The organism is Halpernia humi, assembly GCF_900108025.1.
GTDB classification, from domain to species: Bacteria; Bacteroidota; Bacteroidia; order Flavobacteriales; family Weeksellaceae; genus Halpernia; species Halpernia humi.
In genome coordinates, this window is record NZ_FNUS01000001.1 from 405,557 (window position 1) to 426,585 (window position 21,029).

Annotated in this window: 18 protein-coding genes; 12 read left to right on the forward strand and 6 right to left on the reverse strand. The window is 32.9% G+C overall.

Translation table 11 applies throughout. The annotated features are described in order from the left end of the window. Positions 1-2 precede the first annotated feature (2 nt). Positions 3-1,016: a hypothetical protein gene (locus C4S29_RS01915; RefSeq protein ID WP_146063240.1), complete on the reverse strand. Its 1,014-nt coding sequence runs from the start codon at positions 1,014-1,016 to the stop codon at positions 3-5. A gap of 105 nt (positions 1,017-1,121) precedes the next feature. Next, positions 1,122-1,721: a hypothetical protein gene (locus C4S29_RS01920; protein ID WP_103912436.1), complete on the reverse strand. Its 600-nt coding sequence runs from the start codon at positions 1,719-1,721 to the stop codon at positions 1,122-1,124. 115 nt (positions 1,722-1,836) lie between these two features. On the opposite strand from C4S29_RS01920, the gene C4S29_RS01925 reads away from it, so the two are divergent. The 4 genes from C4S29_RS01925 (at position 1,837) to C4S29_RS01940 (ending at position 7,649) form a co-directional block, all read left to right on the forward strand. Next, on the forward strand, positions 1,837-2,670 hold the full coding sequence (locus tag C4S29_RS01925) for a hypothetical protein (RefSeq protein WP_103912437.1): 834 nt from the start codon (positions 1,837-1,839) through the stop codon (positions 2,668-2,670). Positions 2,671-2,685: 15 nt separating this feature from the next. After that, positions 2,686-3,690, forward strand: a complete 1,005-nt coding sequence (locus tag C4S29_RS01930; RefSeq protein WP_103912438.1) for a hypothetical protein — start codon at positions 2,686-2,688, stop codon at positions 3,688-3,690. A 216-nt stretch (positions 3,691-3,906) separates the two neighbouring features. After that, the gene (gene secD, locus C4S29_RS01935; protein WP_103912439.1) at positions 3,907-6,825 is read left to right on the forward strand and encodes a protein translocase subunit SecD; all 2,919 of its coding nucleotides are present in this window, start codon (positions 3,907-3,909) and stop codon (positions 6,823-6,825) included. Positions 6,826-6,995: 170 nt separating this feature from the next. After that, a complete protein-coding gene (locus tag C4S29_RS01940; protein ID WP_103912440.1) occupies positions 6,996-7,649 on the forward strand; it encodes an SOS response-associated peptidase in 654 nt (217 codons plus the stop codon). A gap of 344 nt (positions 7,650-7,993) precedes the next feature. On the opposite strand, the gene C4S29_RS01950 is transcribed toward C4S29_RS01940, so the two are convergent. After that, the gene (locus C4S29_RS01950) at positions 7,994-8,752 is read right to left on the reverse strand and encodes an XRE family transcriptional regulator (RefSeq protein WP_103912442.1); all 759 of its coding nucleotides are present in this window, start codon (positions 8,750-8,752) and stop codon (positions 7,994-7,996) included. 62 nt (positions 8,753-8,814) lie between these two features. On the opposite strand from C4S29_RS01950, the gene dinB reads away from it, so the two are divergent. Then, positions 8,815-9,969: a DNA polymerase IV gene (gene dinB, locus C4S29_RS01955; protein ID WP_103912443.1), complete on the forward strand. Its 1,155-nt coding sequence runs from the start codon at positions 8,815-8,817 to the stop codon at positions 9,967-9,969. A gap of 271 nt (positions 9,970-10,240) precedes the next feature. Then, a complete protein-coding gene (locus C4S29_RS01960; RefSeq protein ID WP_103912444.1) occupies positions 10,241-13,294 on the forward strand; it encodes a DNA polymerase III subunit alpha in 3,054 nt (1,017 codons plus the stop codon). A gap of 165 nt (positions 13,295-13,459) precedes the next feature. On the opposite strand, the gene pncA is transcribed toward C4S29_RS01960, so the two are convergent. Then, positions 13,460-14,065, reverse strand: coding sequence for a bifunctional nicotinamidase/pyrazinamidase (gene pncA, locus C4S29_RS01965; protein ID WP_103912445.1), 606 nt, complete (start codon positions 14,063-14,065; stop codon positions 13,460-13,462). A 122-nt stretch (positions 14,066-14,187) separates the two neighbouring features. On the opposite strand from pncA, the gene C4S29_RS01970 reads away from it, so the two are divergent. The 4 genes from C4S29_RS01970 (at position 14,188) to C4S29_RS01985 (ending at position 16,842) form a co-directional block, all read left to right on the forward strand. Next, positions 14,188-14,724 (forward strand): YfiT family bacillithiol transferase, encoded by a 537-nt coding sequence (locus tag C4S29_RS01970; RefSeq protein WP_103912446.1) that lies wholly within the window; start codon positions 14,188-14,190, stop codon positions 14,722-14,724. Between the two features lie 113 nt (positions 14,725-14,837). Further along, positions 14,838-15,233 (forward strand): bacillithiol system redox-active protein YtxJ, encoded by a 396-nt coding sequence (gene ytxJ, locus C4S29_RS01975; RefSeq protein WP_103912447.1) that lies wholly within the window; start codon positions 14,838-14,840, stop codon positions 15,231-15,233. Between the two features lies 1 nt (position 15,234). After that, the gene (locus tag C4S29_RS01980; RefSeq protein WP_103912448.1) at positions 15,235-15,810 is read left to right on the forward strand and encodes a Crp/Fnr family transcriptional regulator; all 576 of its coding nucleotides are present in this window, start codon (positions 15,235-15,237) and stop codon (positions 15,808-15,810) included. 18 nt (positions 15,811-15,828) lie between these two features. Beyond that, positions 15,829-16,842, forward strand: coding sequence for an adenosine deaminase (locus tag C4S29_RS01985; RefSeq protein ID WP_103912449.1), 1,014 nt, complete (start codon positions 15,829-15,831; stop codon positions 16,840-16,842). A 112-nt stretch (positions 16,843-16,954) separates the two neighbouring features. Here the strand turns inward: C4S29_RS01985 and C4S29_RS01990 are convergent, their stop codons facing one another. Together C4S29_RS01990 and C4S29_RS01995 are read right to left on the reverse strand one after the other, a co-directional pair. Further along, a complete protein-coding gene (locus C4S29_RS01990; protein WP_103912450.1) occupies positions 16,955-17,929 on the reverse strand; it encodes a phosphatidylserine decarboxylase in 975 nt (324 codons plus the stop codon). A gap of 123 nt (positions 17,930-18,052) precedes the next feature. Continuing rightward, entirely contained in the window at positions 18,053-18,919 is an 867-nt protein-coding gene (locus C4S29_RS01995; RefSeq protein WP_090078757.1) for a sigma-70 family RNA polymerase sigma factor, read from the reverse strand. A gap of 150 nt (positions 18,920-19,069) precedes the next feature. Here C4S29_RS01995 and C4S29_RS02000 point away from each other — a divergent pair, with 150 nt between their 5' ends. Together C4S29_RS02000 and C4S29_RS02005 are read left to right on the forward strand one after the other, a co-directional pair. Further along, positions 19,070-19,669, forward strand: coding sequence for a bifunctional nuclease family protein (locus C4S29_RS02000; RefSeq protein ID WP_103912451.1), 600 nt, complete (start codon positions 19,070-19,072; stop codon positions 19,667-19,669). Between the two features lie 7 nt (positions 19,670-19,676). Continuing rightward, positions 19,677-20,936 (forward strand): nucleoside permease, encoded by a 1,260-nt coding sequence (locus C4S29_RS02005; RefSeq protein ID WP_103912452.1) that lies wholly within the window; start codon positions 19,677-19,679, stop codon positions 20,934-20,936. Positions 20,937-21,029 lie beyond the last annotated feature (93 nt).

Consider the following 21,029-nt stretch of genomic DNA (forward strand, 5'->3'; position numbering starts at 1 on the left):
TTTTAATACGGTCTTTTATAAACCGCAGCATCATTTAGAAAATATTTTTCATCTGCCGTCATATCGCTTTCGTACTTTAAATTTCTTTTTACTCGGATAATTTGCACAATCAAATCTTTATCGCCGTAATTGCGGTGGGCTTTTGCAATAATAGTGTAACCATTTTCTTTCACAACGTTGTAAGAACTTTGCCAACCTATTGGTTTTACGTCTGAAGTAATAATATAAAAGCCACCTTCATTTTTTGCCTTTAAATATGTTTGGGTTGGGAAAAGTTTGTTAATCGCAATCATCATCACGACCATAGATTTATTTTCTGGCAAGGAACTGAGTAGGTGATAGGCTGTAATATTTGGATTAAACCGAACACTTGCGTAAGTTGTAGAACCAGATCTCACGTATTTATAATCTAAACCTGTCACAAAACCCGTGTCCACTTCAAACGATTTATATTTCATTCTTGGCGCATAAATGGGTGAAAAGCTATAATTTACGGTACCACGCGGAAAATTTATAGTGTAGTTTGATTTATTAAATTGTTGCGGAAACGCGCCTTTTCCGTTGTATAATTTATCTGTTTCGCTTATCGCATTATTTTGGTTGTTTACAATTGGTTTATAATTATTTATTTTTGCACGTGCCGTTTCTTTCAAATATAATTTTTGCTCTGCTGTGAGAAAGGGCGCCATTCCACTATAAGCCTTTAAATCTTCCGTTGTCATTATAAATCTAAAAGAAGAAAACTGATCTATTTTATAAATTTCTTTAAAAACATCCGCCATTTTCGTATCAATAGCTATTGAAACATTCGGTGGAGAAATGGATTTAAAATATTTTAAAAGATTAGAATTAAATGCTTTTGCAGCACTATTATCACTGCCTTTTTTAGTATTATTTACAAATAATTGGGCAATTTCGGCTTCAGTTTTCCCAGTAAAATCTTGAGCATTTAAAAATGATATTTGCGACAAGAAAAGAAAGCTGAAGATTAATTTTAAATAAAATATATTTTTCATATGTAGATTTTTATTGTCTTTTAAGGTCATATGCAATCGCTCAATCTTCATAGGTGTTAGCGTTTGCAAATCGTGGCGATTTCATAATTGTTTTTTTAAAGTTTTTTATAAACTATCATGCCACTCGAAAATGCTTTTAATAATTAAAAAAGGAAGCGCAGAAATTATATAAAAGTAAATGCTTTTAGTAAACCTTACATCCAAAAAATGCTGGCTTCCGAAATGTATAACGGCGCCTAAAATAATGGAAACGTGCAGAATAAGCATTCTATTAGAAAAAACACCAAAGTTTTGATTGGCATAGAAAATATTTTTTTCTGAATTAAAATAAAGCACGGCAAAAATGAGCATTAATAAAATATTCAAATTAAATGTTGTATTTCTAAAGAAGAAAACTTGAAAATTTAACATTATTAAATCCTCATTTCTAAAAGCAAACACAAAACCGAATAGCACTATAATAAATATAAAATAAATGAACATCAAAAAAAATGAAGAGGAAACCAATTTTGCAGAATTAATGAAATTTTTCGTCTTTTTAAAGTTAATGATTATAACGGTAAATATCTCGATAAGCGCTTGCCACCAAAAGAGATAAAGCATATAAAAGACTGAAATTTCTTTGTTATAAAGCGCATAAATACTAAGAACCAAAGTTCCTAGAAAACTAAAATACCGAAGATTTAATTGCTCAATTATTTTCATCAAAAAATATAATAAACAAAATAAATAAAAATTAGCAAGACCTAAAATACGGCAAATGACCTATTGAAAGGAAACTTGTTTATGTATAAATTTGGAATTATAAAAAACGATTAAAATGTTAAAAAAAATCTTACTTACCGCCGTATTTCTGTTTAGTTTCCAAATTTTGTTTGGGATAGATACCGAAACCAGATATTTTAACGCCGACCAAACGAAGGCTCAAGTGCAAAATGTTTTGAAGGAATTTCAAACTGCTTATGCCAATAGTAAGTACAAAGCAACCTTTACAAATAAAATTTCTGATGATGATTATACCATAAATTACTCACTTTTTTCTGGTAACGCAGAAACCAAAATTTTAATGAATTATCAATTCTTTACCGATCACATTGTTCTCAGTATTTTGGATGCCACATTTATTTCTGCAAGTGGGAAAATTATAAAACTCTCCGCAAACCATGAAAATGAAAAAGTGGTATCGCTTTATAATCTTTCGAAAAAACAATTTATAGATGATGTTTTTACATATTTAAAAATATCAGAAAACAAAACACCTTCTTCTCTTACAGAAAATTCTGTAACCAAAAATTATCTTTCAGCAGATAATAGAGAATCGGCGAAAAATTTTGCCAAAACTTACAGAGAAACTGTTCTTGCAAAAAAATATAGCATTAAATACATCGGAAATCCAGAATCTAACAATTATGATGTAGAATATAAAGTGGAAGATAGTTTAGGGTATGCCATAATGGTTGTAAATTATGATTTTCGCATTAAAGATTTTACAATTACCTTGAAATCTGCCAACTATGTAAATAAAAAAACGGGCGCTTCAACGGTGCTATCAAAAAACAGTACAGTAGAAGCGGTGGCAAAATATTATGAAACTACAAAAAAACTATTGGTGACGCTACATTCAGAATACATTGCACCGAATTTGAATAAATAGGAAAATATTTTAAAAATGAAAAAATATGCGTTTCTGTTTCTAATTTTTAGTTTAAATATTTTTTGCCTTGCTCAAAGTTTACCAAAGCTAAGCCCAATAGATTTTGGTTATAGCAACGGCGTAAAAAGTATAAATTCTGTAAAATATTTTGTTGATGGTGATTCATTGCAAAAGTTAGAAGAAAATTACTATTATTTTGGCCCGAATAAAAAAATAATGGTTTTTACTGAAAAAGATTTGCGTAATAAAGGTGCTAAAAAATCAACTATTTACAAATATGAAAATGATGAAGTAAAATCTGAAAAATATAATGCGGGAAATGAATACCAAGATTATGAAGTAAGTTACCAATATGATGCAGACAAATCTTTGCTAAGTTCGCAATATATTTCAAAGTATATTAATCTAAATAAGAAATATAATTTCACCGGCAATAAACTTTCTTCGGTAATCACAACCAATGAAATGGGAAAATCTGAAGAGTCTTATTTTTATAATAATTTTGGCGATTTATACGCCATTCACAATACAGAAACGGTTGGAAAGGGTAGTGAAACCATCGTAACATTATTTAAAAATAATAGAGAAATTGCAAGATACAGCACATCTAAAAGCAGAAGAATTGGGTTAAATTATATCACAAATTCTAAAGAATTTTCTTACGCAACTTCTGATGAATCAATCAAAAAGGAATTAGAAACTTTAGAATTATTCTTAAAACAAAACAAGTCTAAAGATTTGATTGTGGCCCAGAAAATCGAAATGATTTTGAAAAAAGCAAAAAATTCTGAATTGATTTCGGCAAAATTTTTCATAAGAAATGCGAAAGGAGATCCAGAAGCGTCTGCAGAATTAGAAGTACCTTTTGAAGATTTAAAAATAGTTGCATTTTACAGAATAGATTACTCAAATGGCTCAATAGAAGGAAGTACAGACTTTCAAAAACATCATTTCCAAGATTTTCAAAATAGGATTGAGACCGAAAAACAAGTAGGTTTGCTAAGCAAAAATTTAAATTAAAGATTAATATTATAGCCTACAATTATTATTTAAATTAAATTTCGCCGACTGTATTGAAAAGTTTGAGTTTTATGCTTAAACTTTTTTAGCTTTAAAATGACTTTAAAATTGCAAACTCAATAAAAAATTTTCTTCAATTTTAGAAATTAATTCATATTTAACGAGATTTTAAGTATATTTGCCGCCTATAATTTTTAATGTAGTAAATACAAAACAATGCAAGGAAAAGGACTTATTGTTACGATAGCAGTTATTTTAGGACTGATTTGTTTAAGCGCTCTAGCGCCGACATTTTATGCATATAGAATAGAAAATCGTGCCGAAGCAATTGCAGGGAACGATCCTGTGAAATATAAACAGGAAATAGCCAGACTTTCTAAAGAAACGCTGAATTTAGGATTTAAAAAACTAGATTACAAAACGGCTCACGACAATGAAATGAAATTGGGTCTAGATTTAAAAGGCGGTATTAACGTTTTGCTAGAAATTAATCAGAAAGATTTAATTAATGATCTTACCAATTATTCTACTAATCCGGTTTTACTTGAAGCATTAAATAGAACGGATGAACTTCAAAAACATTCTACAAAAAATTATATTGATGATTTCTTTACAGAGTTTGCTGCGGTAAACAAAGAAAAAGGAACGAATTTAAAATTAGCCGATCCAGAAATTTTCGGAAACCAAGGTTTAAGTGAAATTAAATTTAATACAAGCGATGAGCAGGTAAAAGCTATCGTGAAAAAGAAAATAGAAGCCTCCATCGGAACGGCTTATGAAGTTATTAAAACCAGAATCGATAAAATTGGTGCAGTTCAGCCAAACGTGCAGCGTGTTCCTGGAACGGCGCGTATTTTTGTGGAAATGCCTGGTATAAAAGATATTGATCGGGTTAAAAAATTACTTCAATCTTCGGCAAAACTACAATTTTGGGAAGTTCAAACCATCCAAGAGGTTGGGCCATATTTTCAGGAATTAGCGCAATTAATTGCTACCAAAGGCGATTCTATGGGTGTGAGTAAAAAAACAAATCTTATAAATTTACTTCAACTTGGTACTTCTCCTTCCCAAGGAGCTGCTAACGTAAAATTATCAGATACTGCGGCTGTAAACAAAATTTTGAATAGTAAAATTGCAATCAACGCAAGACCTTCAAATATAAAATACACCCAATTTCTTTGGGGTTACAAACCAGAACAAAGCAATCCTACAAATTTAGTGTTATACGCTATCCGTGGCAATATTACAGGTAAAGCACCAGTAGATGGAGCAGTAGAAAGTGCAAACGTAAATTATGACGAACTCGGTAGAGTAGTTGTAGATATGCAAATGGATTCTAAAGGTTCTAAAGAATGGAAATCTTTAACAGAAAAAAATATCCACAAACAAGTGGCCGTAACTTTAGATGGAAGAGTTTACACTGCGCCAAATGTGCAAAGTGTAATTCCGAACGGAAGAACGCAAATTTCAGGAAATTTCACTCCAGAAGAAGCCAAAGATTTAGTGGATGTTTTAAGCGCAGGTAAATTGCCAGCAGGAGCAAAAATCGTACAATCGGCTGTTGTAGGACCATCTTTGGGTGCAGAATCTATCCACGCAGGAATGCTTTCTTTTGTGATCGCATTTTGTATCATTATTGTTTATATTATTTTCTATTACGGTGGTGCAGGAGTTTATGCAGTAATCGCGATGATCATCAATCTATTTTTCATTTTTGGAATTATGGATTCTATAGATGCAACTTTAACCCTTCCGGGGATTGCAGGTATCGTTCTTACAATGGCGCTCGCGGTAGATACAAACGTTATTATTTATGAAAGGACAAAAGAAGAACTCTTTGCCGGCAAAAATATTTTAGAAGCCTACAAAGACGGTTTCAAACACGCACTTTCCGCAATTATTGATGGTCACGCCACTACATTACTAACCGCTGCAGTTCTATTTTTCTTCGGAACTGGTCCTATTAAAGGTTTTGCGGTTACTTTAGGTATTGGTTTGATGATGACTTTCTTTACTTCGGTTTTACTTTCTAGAGTTATGATTTTTACTCGTTTAAATAAAGGTAAAAAATTATCTGTTTGGACGGCAGCATCCAAAAACATCTTTAGAAATGTATGGATCGATTTTATTGGGAAAAGAAAATACACTTACATTTTTTCAATTCTACTTACGGTAGGAAGTTTGGTTTCCATTTTTACCAATAGTTTTAAATTTGGTATTGATTTTACCGGAGGAAGAAACTATGTTGTAAAATTTGAAAAACCTGTAAATGCTGCACAAGTTCAGAAAAATTTAGCAGTTCTTTTCAAAACAGCCAATGGAAAAAATAGTTCTGTAGAAGCAAAAACTTTCGGGACGGATAATCAATTGAAAATTTCAACAGATTATTTAATAGATGAGGCTTCTTTAAAAGCAGATCAAACCATTGAAGCAAAATTATTTCAAGGTTTAAAACCAGATCTACCTGCAAATATCACATTGCAAGAATTCAAATCTGCAGATGTTGATAAAGCGGGGATTGTATCTTCCACCAAAGTAGGACCAACCGTTGCAGACGACATTAAAACAGGAGGGACAAAAGCTTTCTTAATTGCCATCTTTGGGATATTTATTTACATTTTATTAAGATTTAAAAAATGGCAATTCTCCTTAGGTGCTATTGTTGCTCTGGTTCACGATTCAGTCATTATTTTGGGTGCTTACTCTTTATTTTATAAATATGCGCCGTTTAATATGGAAATTAATCAGGATTTTATTGCCGCAATTCTTACCGTCATTGGGTATTCCATTAATGATACGGTAATTGTATTTGATAGAATTCGAGAATATTTACGCGAGAAAAAATCCATTTCTTTGGCAGGATTGTTTGATGATTCAATTTCCAGTACTTTGGGTAGAACTTTTAATACTTCATTTACCACATTATTGGTAATTTTAGCCATCTTTATCTTCGGTGGAGAAAACCTACGTGGCTTTATGTTTGCCTTGCTTTTGGGTATTGGTTTCGGTACTTATTCCTCCATATTTGTGGCTTCAGCAATCGCATACGATTTATTAAAAGGGAAAGGAAAAGCGTCAGATGAAAAACTACACGGTTTCACAAGTTCTAGCAAAGAACTACCGCTTAAAAAGTAGAATCAAACGTTTACATAAAAAAAATGCCGTTTTGACAATCTTGTCGGAACGGTTTTTTTGTATAAAAATTTTCGATATTATATTTAAAATTAATTATTTTTAAAAAAAAATTGTAAGAACGAGGCTTTTGGCGCGTTCAATTGCATGAATGTGTTCAAAAAATAACAAAAATGTGTTACAGAGTCAATACCAATTTTTCCATAAAACAGGCAGAAAAATACTACGATGCCAAAGAAACTGATCTCGATTATCAGCCAGAAGATGAAATAAATGGTTTTAGCCATCCAAAAACTGCCGTCATTCTAGATATTGCGCCTACTGAAATTCTCACAGCACAATGGGGTTTGATGCCAATTTGGGCTAAAGAAGATTTCCTAAAAAAAACCAATACTTTAAACGCAAAAATTGAAACTGCAGAAACACTTAATTCTTACAAAAATTCCACTAAAAACCGCTGTTTAATTCCTGTGAAATCTTTTTACGAATGGCAATGGCAAGATGCAAAAGGAAAAAATAAAAGAAAATTTGAAATCGCAATCAAAGATTCAACGCTTTTTTCTTTAGCAGGAATTTACAGCCTTTGGGAAAACCCAGAAACTGGCAAAGAGCTTTACACTTATAGCATTGTAACCACAAAAGCGAACGAATTGATGAGTAAAATCCACAACATAAAGAAAAGAATGCCCATTTGTTTAGCGCAAAATAATCACAAAAAATGGCTTGAAGGAAATCCACTCGAAGATTTTTCATTTCCAAACCTAAACCCAAATCTCGCGGCTGTAGAAAAAAGTGAAAATTTGTTTGCTGAACTTTTCCCGCTTTAATAAAGTGCTTTTGATATTTTTAACGAATGAAATTTCCCGCTATTTTCACTTTGCCAAAGTTTTAAAGCGCAAAGAAAATACTTTGGCAAAGTTTTTTAAGAGATTTTCATCTTATAAAATAGTAGGGTTTAATAATTTTTTTGAAAGAAACCTACAATATTCTACAAAATTAAACGACCTTGGAGTTTGTATAAAAAATCGCGAAATGCTACTAAAACGCATTTTTTTAACTTGACCAATAAACGATAAAAGTAGCACAGCAAAATTTTTACATTTTGCCCTCTTTAGAATGTCTTATTTAAAGTTAGTTTTTTCCCTCTTTTACGGCTAAAAAAGAACAGAAATTAAATTAATTTCTTTCTCATCATCCCCTCGATATTTCGCAATTTACTCATAATCAATTGCGTATCTAGTGCATCTTTCTCAAATTCTTTCGTATTAATACTACACGCATAACTCCAGATTTCTAAGATTTCAGAATACTTAATATCGTAAGGTTCGTAGAAATTATTATCAGATCCCACAGTCAGACTTTTTTCAGATTTTTCTAATAATCTTTTATAAACAATCCCTTCGTTTCTCGTGATGAAAATGTAGGTTTTTTTCTTTTTTAAATCATTTAAAGATTCCAAATATTTTCCCACAATATAAGTACCTTCACCATAAGGCGGCATAGAATCACCACTACTCGGGAAAGCACGAAATTTTCCGTTCCGCAAAAACGGTAGCGAAATATTTTGTAAACTTTCAATATATTCCGGATCGTTGTAGCCGCTCAAGTAACCCATCTGCGCTTTGTGCGGAATAATTTCTATCATATTTTCCCCTTTTAAATCTACGTTTACGGGTAAAACAATTCGGTTATCGGGCAACTTCATTATTTTGTCTAAAGGATATTTGCGCACATCCACAGACACCAATAAATCAATACTGATGTGGAAATATTTTGAAATTCTAAGTAAAATTTCTAAAGGTGGTTCAGAGGCGCCATCTTCGTATTTCGCATACCTTCCGCGCGTGATGAGAAGCTGATCCGCTATCTTTTGTTGAGAATATTTGAGTTGCGCTCTGAGATAGCGCATGTTATCAGATAAAATTGACATTGCTATAATTTATACCAACAAATATACAAAAAAATGCTACAAAACGTAATAATTTTGTACCCATGGAAAGAGCAATTGTACACATGGATTTAGACACCTTTTTCGTTTCTTGCGAAAGACTTTTAAATTCTGAACTTCAGGGAAGGCCCATCATCATTGGCGGCGGCGATAGAGGCGTAGTAGCATCTTGTTCATACGAAGCCCGTTTTTTCGGCGTTCATTCTGCAATGCCAATTAAAATGGCTTTAAGATTATGTCCCGAAGCCAGAGTGATAAAAGGTGATATGGATCTGTATTCTAAAATGTCGCACACCGTCACAGAAATTATCCAAGAGCAAGTTCCCGTCGTAGAAAAAGCGAGTATTGATGAATTTTACCTCGATCTTTCTGGAATGGATCGTTTTTTTGGCTGTTATAAATGGACGGGCGAAATTGCCAAATCTATCTTAAAAAATACCGGTTTACCCATCAGTTTTGCTTTATCGGATAACAAAACCGTTTCAAAAATCGGGACAGGTGAAGCCAAACCTTTAGGCAAAATGGAAATTAAAAAAAATTTGATAAAACCTTTTTTAAATCCATTATCAATTCGCAAAATTCCCATGGTTGGGAACGTTACTTTTCAATTATTATCACGAATTGGCATCCGAACCATCCAAACTTTATCCGAAATGCCACGCGAAGTTTTGCAACAATTAATCGGTAAAAATGGCGGCGAACTTTGGCAAAAAGCGAACGGAATAGATCCAAACCCAGTCGTGCCTTATTCCGAAAGAAAATCCATCTCCTCCGAACACACATTTTCTGCAGATACCATAGATGTTGAAAACGTAAAAGCCCTAATCACAGGGATGGTAGAAGAACTCGCCTTTAAATTAAGAGAAGAAAAATGGCTCACTTCCGTCGTAGTCGTCAAAATCCGCTATTCTAATTTTGATACAGAAACCAAGCAGCACAAAATCGCCTACACTTCCGCCGATCACACACTAACAAAAGTGGCATTAGAATTATTTAAAAAACTCTACACACGCCGGATGAGATTAAGATTAATCGGCCTAAAATTCACCGGATTGGTCCATGGCAATCATCAAATGAATTTGTTTGAAGACACCGAAGAACTCATGGCGCTCTACCAAACGATGGATAAAATCAAAAACCGATTTGGCGAAAATTCCGTCGGCAGAGCCTTGAGTTTTAAATATAATAGTTCAGTTTAAATTTTTTTTGGGCGCCTTTTCCGCCTTCCGTTCCCAATCCCGCCACGGCGGGGATTTCCACTCAAGTCGGGGCGCGGTGAACGCCAAGAATTAAAGTTTAAAATGATTTAGAAGATTTTAATTTTTTTATCAATAGAATCGGGCTTTAGCCCGATAAAAAATAACGAATATCAATTGGCTTTAGCCCGTTCCAATTGAATAAAAAACTTTCTTATTATAAAAAAATAAAAATTCCATATTAAAACGAATTTTTTCAAGATAACCCCAAAAAATGTACCTCAATTGCCACACCTACCACAGCTTGCGTTACGGCACCATTTCCATCGAAAATTTGGTGCAACAAGCCGTGGAAAATAATATCAAAACTTTAGCATTAACCGATATTAATACCATTACTGGGATTTATGATTTCACCAAACTTTGTCATCAAAACAATATAAAACCCGTCGTTGGCGTAGAAATTCGGTCAGAAAATGAATTGTATTACATCACTTTAGCCAAAAATTCAGAAGGTATTTCTGAAATTAATAAAATGCTCACAGCACATAATTGCGAGGGAGAAATTTTGCCCAAAACCAATCCCGATTTTAAAAATGTGTTCGTTATTTATCCTTTAGAAAATGTGCCCGAAACACTTTTGGAGCATGAATTCATCGGCGTAAAAGCAGAACAGTTAAACCTTATTTTTAATTCACTTTGGAAACGTTTGGTGCATAAAATGGTGATTTTGCAGCCCGTTACTTTTAAAACCAAACAAGAATTTAATCTGCATAAAATCTTGCGCGCCATAGATTTGAATACTTTAATTTCTAAACTTTCCCCAGAAAATTTTTGCAAAAACACAGAAATTTTAAAACCAGAAACCGAAATTTTAAACACTTTTAAAAACCATCCGCAAATTATAAAAACCACCGAATTTATTCTCAATAATTGCAGTTTTGAATTTGAATTCGGTACGCCAAAAAACAAAAAATATTTTACCAATTCCAAAGAAGAAGACGAAAAACTATTGCGAAAACTGGCTTATGAAGGTTTTAAAATAAAATATCCAGCGCAGGAAGAAAACGCTTTAAAAAGAATTGAAAAAGAACTAAAAGTAATTGCCCAATTGAATTTTGCAGGCTATTTTCTCATCACTTGGGACATCGTTAGATATAGCAACAGCCAAGGTTTTATGCATGTGGGGCGGGGAAGTGGCGCAAACAGTATCGTCAGTTTTTGTTTGGGAATTACAGATATTTGCCCCATCGAACTGGATTTGTATTTCGAGCGTTTTTTAAATTTGAATAGAAAAAGTCCGCCCGATTTCGATATCGATTGGGGTTGGCAAAACCGAGATACCATTTTAGACTATATTTTTAAAAAATACGGTAAAGAACACGTCGCTTTTTGCGGCACAAATGTCGAGTTTAAATACCGTTCCATCTTCCGCGAACTGGGGAAAGTATTCGGTTTGCCGAAAGAAGAATTAGATGCTTTGGCTACAAAACCTTTAAGTGAACACGAGGAAAATTCTGTGGTAAAACTCGTTCACAAATACGGTAAATTATTAGAAAAATTTCCCAACCAAAGAAGTATGCATTCTTGCGGAATTCTAATTTCTGAAGAACCAATTACCAATTTCACGGCATTAGAAATGCCACCAAAAGGTTTCCCCATCGTGCAGTTTGATATGCATGTGGCGGAAGATATCGGTTTCGAAAAATTTGATATTCTCTCGCAGCGCGGCTTGGGAACCATAAAAGATACACAAGATTTAATTAAAAAAAACAGAAATATTTTTGTAGATATTAAAGATACTTCCATTTCAAAAGATGAAAAAATCTGTAATGAGTTTCTTGCAAAAGGAAAAACAATTGGCTGTTTTTACATAGAAAGTCCCGCAATGAGAGGACTTTTGCGCCGTTTGAAATGCGATAATTATAAAGTTTTAGTTGCTGCGTCTTCCATTATTCGGCCAGGTGTAGCGAAAAGTGGCATGATGCGCGAATACATTTTTAGGCATAATAATCCCGATAAATTTGAATATTTTCATGATGTTTTTAAAGAACAGTTGGGCGAAACTTACGGCATTATGGTTTACCAAGAAGATGTGATAAAAATTGCACTTCATTTTGGCGGACTTTCTGCCGCCGATGGCGATATTCTTCGCCGGGCGATGAGCGGAAAAGGGCGGTCTTTGGAAGCTTTACAAAAAGTAAAAGACCATTTTTTTGAATCTTGTAAAAAATTGGGGCATTCCGAACAATTGTCGCGGGAAGTTTACAGGCAAATAGAATCTTTCGCCGGTTATTCTTTTTGCAAAGCGCATTCTGCGTCTTACGCGGTAGAAAGTTACCAAAGTTTGTACTTAAAAGTGTATTACCCGATTGAGTTTATGGTTTCCGTTATCAACAACCAAGGCGGATTTTATAGAACTGAAGTTTACGTGCATGAAGCCAGAATGTCGGGCGCGAAAATTAATAATCCCTGCGTGAATAAAAGCAATTTCACTACCACAGTTTACGGCGACGAAGTTTTTTTGGGCTTTATGCACATTGAAAAAATTGAAGCCAGAATTGCCCAATTTATTCCTGAAGAACGTAGAAATAATGGTGATTTTAAAAATTTAGAAAACTTTATAAAACGTGTTCCGCTAGGGATAGAAAGTTTGCAGATTTTAATTTTTATCGGCGCGTTTAGATTTACAGGAAAACAAAAAAACGAACTTTTAATTGAAGCCAGATTCATCCTTTCCACTTATAAACCCGATTGCAAAATGCTTTCGTTTTTAGAAGAACCTGCGAAAGAATACCATTTACCAGAACTTAAAAGAAATTTTTTTGAAGATGCGTTTGATGAGATTGAAATTTTGGGTTTCACCGTTTCTTGTAGTCCGTTTGATTTGTTACAGACTAAATTTAGAGGACATGTGATGGCAAAAGATTTAATAAAATACCATAAAAAACAGGTGAAAATGATGGCGTATTTAATTTCCCGAAAACACGTTCCGACTAAAAAGGGAACGATGTTTTTCGGCACTTGGATAGATGCAGAAGGCCAGTTTTTTGATACGGCGCATTTTCCAGATAATTTGCAAAAATATCCTTTTCAAGGTGGCGGTTGCTATTTGCTTTTGGGTTTGGTGGAAGTGGATTTTCATTTCCCGACAATTACGGTTCTTAAAATGGCAAAAATGCCTTTTATTCCCGATCCAAGATATTCAAATGGTGATAAAAAGTCTTTTGAAACCCAAAATAAATTAAAAGAAGATGTGAGTATGACGTCGCGAAAACCCTATCCGCAGGAGCATGAGATTGGTTTGCCACGGCAAAAAATGAGTTAGATTTAACCACAAAGGTTTTTGGAAAAAAAATTAGCCGCGAATAAATTTTACTACAAAGGCAAAAAGGTCTCACGAAGCGCGCAAATATTTTTTATAACTTACCAAGGTGTTCTTTCTGATTAAAAAGAAAAAAAATCTTTGTGGTTAAAGGAAATTGGGATTAAATCAACCAAGAATTGTCACACCGTTTTCCAGCATTTCATAAATGGCATTTTTTCCACTGTCAGGTTTTACGTTTACGGCTTTTGTGCCATTGAAATGAAGACAAGTGATAAAACCTTCTTTAGCCGCGTCTAAACACGTAAATTTCACACAATAATCTAAAGCTAAACCTACAATTTCCACCAATTGAATGTCGTGGTATTTTAAAAAATCTGCCAAACCAGTTTTCATAAAATGGTTGTTATCTTGAAATCCGCTATAACTGTCGAATTCCGTATTTTTTCCTTTTTGGATGATGTGCGTTACTTTTTCACGGTTCAAATCTTTATGAAATTCTGCGCCAAAAGTACCTTGAACGCAGTGATCTGGCCACATAAACTGCGGAATTCCATTTAAAATAATAGTGTCGCCTACTTTTTGAGAATTATTGCTGGCGAAACTTTTATGATTTTGCGGATGCCAATCTTGCGTCAAAACAATTTGCTCGTATTCATTTTCTTCCATTAATAAATTAATATAGGGAATGATAGAATTGGCTTCTGGAACAGCTAAAGCGCCATTTTCACAAAAATCATTTTGAACATCTACTATAATTAGGGCTTTTTTCATACGTTTCTATTTTTTTTAAAGATATAAGATTTAAAGTAAATTTCTCTAAATTTACACTAGAGAATTCTCAAAATATTTGCCATAAAAACGAATCTGCCAAATGGACAAAAACATTAAATAATATGGACAATTTAGAACAACAAAAATATCCAATCGGAAAATTTCAACTTCCAGAAAACATTTCTGATCAAGACATCACTATTCATATTAAAACGATAAAAAATTTTCCTAAAAAATTAAAAAAATTAGTGGAAAACCTTTCCGATGAACAATTAGATACGCCGTATAGAAAAAATGGTTGGAAAATCAGACAATTAATCCATCATATTGCAGATAGCCACATGAATGCTTTTGTGCGTTTTAAACTTGCTTTAACAGAAGAAAATCCTATAATAAAAGGCTATGACGAAGCAAAATGGGCGGAGTTGCAAGATAGTTTTAGTATGGATATTGATGCGTCTTTGAAAATCTTGGAAGGTTTGCACAAAAGATGGGCTTATGAACTGAAATCTCTTACAAATAGAGAGTTTGAGGATACTTTTTTTCATCCAGAACAAAATAAAAAAATTACGCTAAAAGAGCAATTAGTTCATTATTCTTGGCATTGTAAGCATCATTTTGCACATATTGAAACCGTTATTAAAGAGAAAAACTGGTAAGAAAATAATTAAGTTTAATAAATCTAATGTTAAACATGGCTTCTAAAAAATAAATTCTAAAGATTTAATTCAAATTTTCTTATTTTAGAGCATTAAAATTAAAAATAAAAACTATGGGCTTTTTTGATCAGTTATTTGGTGGAAATGATGAAAATGAATACGAACAAACTTCTTGGCAAGAATTAGAAAGCGTAGAAGAATACAGGGAAGCGGTGAATCATTCTTTTGAAAAACCTGTTTTATTTTTTAAACATTCTACCACTTGCTTCATCAGCAAAACGATTAAAAAAAATTTAGAAAAGCAAATTAGTCAATCTGATGATAAAGATAAAGTAGATTTATATTATTTAGATTTGCTCCATTTTCGCCCGATTTCAAATTTAATGGCGAATGATTTAGATGTGACGCATCAAAGCCCACAAGCGATTTTAATAAAAAATGGCGAAGTGAAATATAGCGCTTCACACAACAGTATAGATTTTCACGATGTTTTAAAATCTATGTTTTAACTTGGAAAATTTTCAGTCATATTTGGAAAATGTTTTGGCCGTTCCGGCACAAAATACAAATGTTTGTAAGCAATTTTATAGTGAAAAGAAAATTGAAAAAGGCGAGTTTTTGCTTCAAGAAGGCGAAACTTGCAATGATACTTTTTTTGTAGAAAAAGGGCTTCTCCGGATGTTTTCAATAGATAAAAACGGCAAAGAGCACATTATCCAATTTGCACCAGAATCTTGGATTATTGCGGATAGAACCAGCCAGATTTTTAAAGAAGGTTCCCATTATTATATCGATGCTGTTGAAAATAGCGAAGTTGCAGTTTTGCCGCAAGATTTTTTCTTTAATATTTTTAAAAATAATCCCGAAGTTTCTGGGAATAATTTTAAACTTATGAGCAATCACATTCGTGCGTTGCAAAAAAGAATTAATCAATTACTTGGCGCAACTGCGGAAGAGCGTTATTTAGATTTTCTTAAAACTTATCCAAATGTTTTTCAGCGCGTGCCACAATGGATGGTCGCGAGTTATTTGGGAATTACGCCAGAAAGTTTAAGCCGAGTACGAAAGAATTTAGGAACGAAATAATTTAAAAAAAAATTAATTATGACAATTGAAAAATTTATAAAAGAAATACCAAAAGCCGAATTGCATCTTCATATCGAAGGAAGTTTTCAGCCAGAATTAATGTTTGAAATTGCCAAAAGAAACAACATCAAAATTCCCTATTCTTCGGTAGAAGAATTAAAAAAAGCCTATAAATTTTCTTGTCTTCAAGATTTTCTTGATATTTATTATACCGGAGCAGGCGTGCTCATCACAGAATTAGATTTTTATGATTTGACGATGGCTTATTTTAAAGCGTGTAAAGAAGATCATGTGATTTTCACAGAAATAATGTTTGACCCGCAAACACACACAAAAAGAGGCATTTCTTTTGAAACTGTGATCAACGGAATTCAAAAAGCGAGAGAAGATGCAAAAGAAAAATATGGTATAGATTCACTTTTGATTATGAGTTATTTGCGTCATCTGTCGGAAGAAGATGCGTTTGAAACTTTACAAGAATCGTTGCCTTTTAAACATCTTATAAAATCGGTTGGTTTAGATTCTTCAGAAAAAGGAAATCCACCTTCGAAATTTAAAAATGTGTACGAAGCGTCGGTAAAAGAAGGTTATGTTCCAGTTGCACACGCAGGCGAAGAAGGAAATGCAGATTATATTTGGGAAGCGATTGATATTCTGAAAGTTAAAAGAATTGATCACGGAAATAATTGCCTTCAAGATGAAGATTTAGTAAAAGAAATTAATGCTAGAAATTTAGCTTTAACGGTTTGCCCATTATCGAATTTAGAATTGAGAAATGTGGATATTTTATCCAATCATCCTTTGAAAAAATTAATGAATAAAGGTGTAAAAGTAACCGTGAATTCTGATGATCCGGCTTATTTTGGAGGTTATATTAATGAAAATTTCTTGCAAATTCAGAAAGCGCTGAACCTGACAAAAGAAGATATTGTAGAATTGGTGAAAAACTCTTTCCAGTATTCTTTTGCTGAAGACGATAAAAAAGCCGAATATCTAAAAAAAGTGGATGATTTTGTGTTGAGTTTTGAATAGTAAATCGCAAAAATGCAAAAATTTTACAGTTAAAAAGAACCTCAATTTTTTTTAAATTTGTATTAAAGAATTTTGGCGATTGGTTTTTAAATCTAAATTTTAATTCAAATTTCTATGTTTTTAAAACTCCTATTTTTTCGCCCATTTTTACCGTTGTTTCAAAGCCTTTTTTGGTATCAAATAAAAAATCTTTATCAATTTCAATTTTATTTTTCTCAAATAAAAGCACAACCGTAGAACCACCAAATTTAAAATAACCTTTTTCCTCGCCTTTATTTACGGATGTCCCTGTAAAAGTCTGAATCATACTGCCAACCATTGTTGCACCAACTTCAACCATTGTAACCTGGCCAAATTTCGGATTAGAAATAACGGTATATTCTCTTTTATTTAGGCAAAAAATTTCAGCATTTTTCCGTAAAGCTAGCGGATTTACAGAGTAATAATCACCCGCAATTTTTTTTGTGGAAGATGAAATTCCACTGATTGGGAAATGAAACCGGTGATAATCTGGCGGTGCAAGCCGAACAATTAGCATAGAAGCATGCTCATATTTTTTCGCAAGATTTGGATTCTCTAAAAATGAAGAAACATTAAAGCGGTAACCTTTTATATAAAAATCTGATCGGCTAATATCTGCATAAGCCAAAATTTTTCCGTCTGCAGGTGAAACTACAACATTTTTTGCTGTATCAATTGGGCGTGCTTCAGGTTTTAATTTTCTGGTAAAAAAATCGTTGAAACTTTTAAAATTTTGTTTTTGGGCAATAGAGAAATCAATGTTAAATTCATTCACAAAAGGCTTTATTTTTTTTACAGAATTGGGAGAATCCATCATATTGCCATAAATTGATGAAGTGATTTTTCTTTTTGCTAAAGACCATAAAGTGGCTTCACCAATTGGGTTATAATACAACCAAACCAGCCATTTTTCGCCCGCAATTTTTTCAGTTTTTATTTCACCACTTTTTCTGTCGATATAATTAATTGGTTTTTGAGGTGGAATAGGATAGAGCGCAAAAGCAAGAAGTAGGATTAGGAAAAATGAAATTATAGCCCATTTTTTATTTCTTTTTGTGAATTTCATTGTAAAATATTAAAAAATTTCGCTGGAATATTGGAGCAATGTAATCAAAAAAAGATTAAAAAATCAAAGTAATTTAAACCCTGATTTTTTAATCTTTTAATAATTTAATCTTTAAATAAAGATCTATTTACCCAAATAAGATTTTAAAATCTTGCTTCTGGTATTGTGTTTCAAACGTTTTATGGCTTTTTCTTTAATCTGGCGAACGCGTTCTCTTGTTAGATCAAAAGTTTCACCGATTTCTTCTAAAGTCATCGGATGTTTCCCATTTAAACCAAAATAAAGACGAACCAAATCTGCCTCACGCGGCGTTAAAGTTTGCAATGCTCTTTCTATTTCAATTTGGAGAGATTCAAGCATTAAATCTTTATCCGGACTTGGCGATTCTCCAGAACGCAAAACATCATACAAATTAGAATCTTCACCTTCCACCAACGGCGCATCCATCGATAAATGGCGGCCAGAATTTTTCATAGATTCTTTGATGTCTTCTTCGCTCATATCCAAAACTTCCGCTAATTCTTCTGGTGAAGGTGGTCTTTCGTTTTGTTGCTCCAAATGAGCATAAGCTTTGTTGATTTTATTGATTGAGCCAATTTTATTTAAAGGCAAACGCACAATTCTAGATTGCTCTGCTAAAGCCTGCAAAATGGATTGACGAATCCACCAAACAGCGTAAGAAATAAATTTAAAACCTCTTGTTTCATCATATCTTTTGGCAGCTTTCATTAAGCCCAAATTTCCTTCATTAATTAAATCGGGAAGAGAAAGACCTTGGTTTTGGTATTGTTTAGAAACCGAAACCACGAAACGAAGATTGGCTTTAATTAATTTATTTAAGGCGATGGTATCACCTGCACGAATTTTCTGCGCTAAATTTACTTCTTCATCGGCTGTGATTAAATCTACTTTGCCGATTTCTTGTAAATATTTATCCAATGATGCGGTTTCCCTGTTGGTAACCTGTTTCGTAATTTTTAATTGTCTCATATTATATTGCTCATTTTTTGAGTCCTATTATATTATACGTTTAAAAAAGTAATAAGGTTACAAATTTTTAGTATTAATAAAAAATGTAAACCAAAATAAATTTTTCAAAAATTTAAAACCTTATCTAAAAATTAAATTATATTTGTAGTTATGGATTACAAAAGATTAATCATCAGAGGAATTTCTTACAGCCAAACCCAATCTGGCGCTTATGCCTTGCTATTAGAACATGAAGAAACAGCCGTGAAATTACCTGTCGTAATTGGGAATTTTGAGGCTCAAGCGATATCATTAGGTTTAGAAAAAGACATCCATCCACCACGACCTTTAACGCACGACTTATTTGCAAAATTTGCAAAATTATCTGGTTATGCATTAAATTCAGTCGTGATCTACCAGATTATTGATGGCGTATTTTTCTCAAACTTAAATTTTAAGCATACAAAAAGTGAAGAAGAATTGATTTTAGATGCCCGAACTTCTGATGCTGTAGCAATGGCTGTGCGTTTCGAAGCACCAATTTATACCACCGAGCAAGTTTTGAGTGAAGCGGGGATTTTATTAGATTTAGACCTTCCACCAGCAGCAGAACAACAATTCACAGAAACGGAAAGTGAAACTAGCTCATTGAAAGATTTAAGCAATGAGGATCTTGCAAATCTTTTAGAATCTGCGGTGAAAGATGAAGATTTCGATGCCGCTTTAGAAATTCAACAAGAGATTAAAAGACGCAACAAAAAAATAGATTAATTATAAGATGAATATAAAATTAAAACTCACGGTTCTAAGTTTTCTGCAATTTTTTGTTTGGGGCGCTTGGTTGATTACAATTGGTGTTTATTGGTTTGGAAGCAAACATTGGAGTGGTGAAGATTTCGGAAAAGTCTTTGCAACCTTAGGCATTGCATCTATTATAATGCCCGCACTTACAGGAATCATAGCAGATAGATGGATTAATGCAGAAAAGTTATATGGTATTTTGCATATTTGCTATGGCATTACACTACTTTTTTTACCAAACATTGTTACACCAGAAAATTTCTTTTACGTAATGCTTGTTGCAATGTTATTTTATATGCCTACAATTTCGCTATCAAACTCTATTGCCTATTATATTTTAAAAAATAACAATTATGATGTAGTGAAAGTCTTTCCACCAATTAGAGTTTGGGGCACAATTGGCTTCATCGTTGCTATGTGGATTACAAATCTGACGGGCAATAAAGCTTCAGGAAATCAGTTTTATATCGCTGCTGCAATTGCCTTTGCACTTGGGATTTTCGCTTTTACTTTACCAAAATGTCCGCCTCAAAATAATATACCGAAGAATGCTTCTTTATCAGAAAAATTAGGATTAAACGCTTTTTCTTTATTTAAAGACTATAAAATGGCATTGTTCTTTTTATTCTCAATGTTTCTTGGTGCTGCTTTGCAATTAACCAATATGTATGGCGATACTTTTTTATCAGATTTTGGTAAAATTCCGGCTTATGCGGAAAGTTTCATAGTGACGCGATCCACTATCATCATGTCTATTTCACAAATTTCTGAAACCTTATTTATATTGGCTATCCCATTTTTTCTCCACAAATTTGGAATAAAAAAAGTAATGCTTATTTCTATGTTTGCTTGGGTTTTACGCTTCGGCTTTTTCTCATTTGGCGCACCCGCAGGCTTTGGTTTGGTCCTTATACTTTTGTCAAATGTTGTTTATGGCATGGCTTTCGATTTTTTTAATATTTCTGGTTCACTTTTCGTTGAAACAACGACAGATTATAAAATTCGGTCTTCAGTGCAAGGTTTATTTATGATGATGACTAACGGTTTTGGTGCAATCATGGGAAGTTTGCTAAGTGGATACCTCATTACGGAATATTTTACACTAGCAAATGGCGACAAAATGTGGCACGAAATCTGGCTCACTTTTTCAGGTTACGCATTAGTTATTGCCATTCTTTTTGCAATAATGTTTAAACATAAGCATAATCCAGAATTAATTGAAAAGGTGACTCATTAAATTAACTAACAAGAAATCAATTATTTATAGAAAATTACACTTTTTTAGTGTAATTTTTTTTATTTTGAGGCAACCTTTTTTAATTTTTCAAGT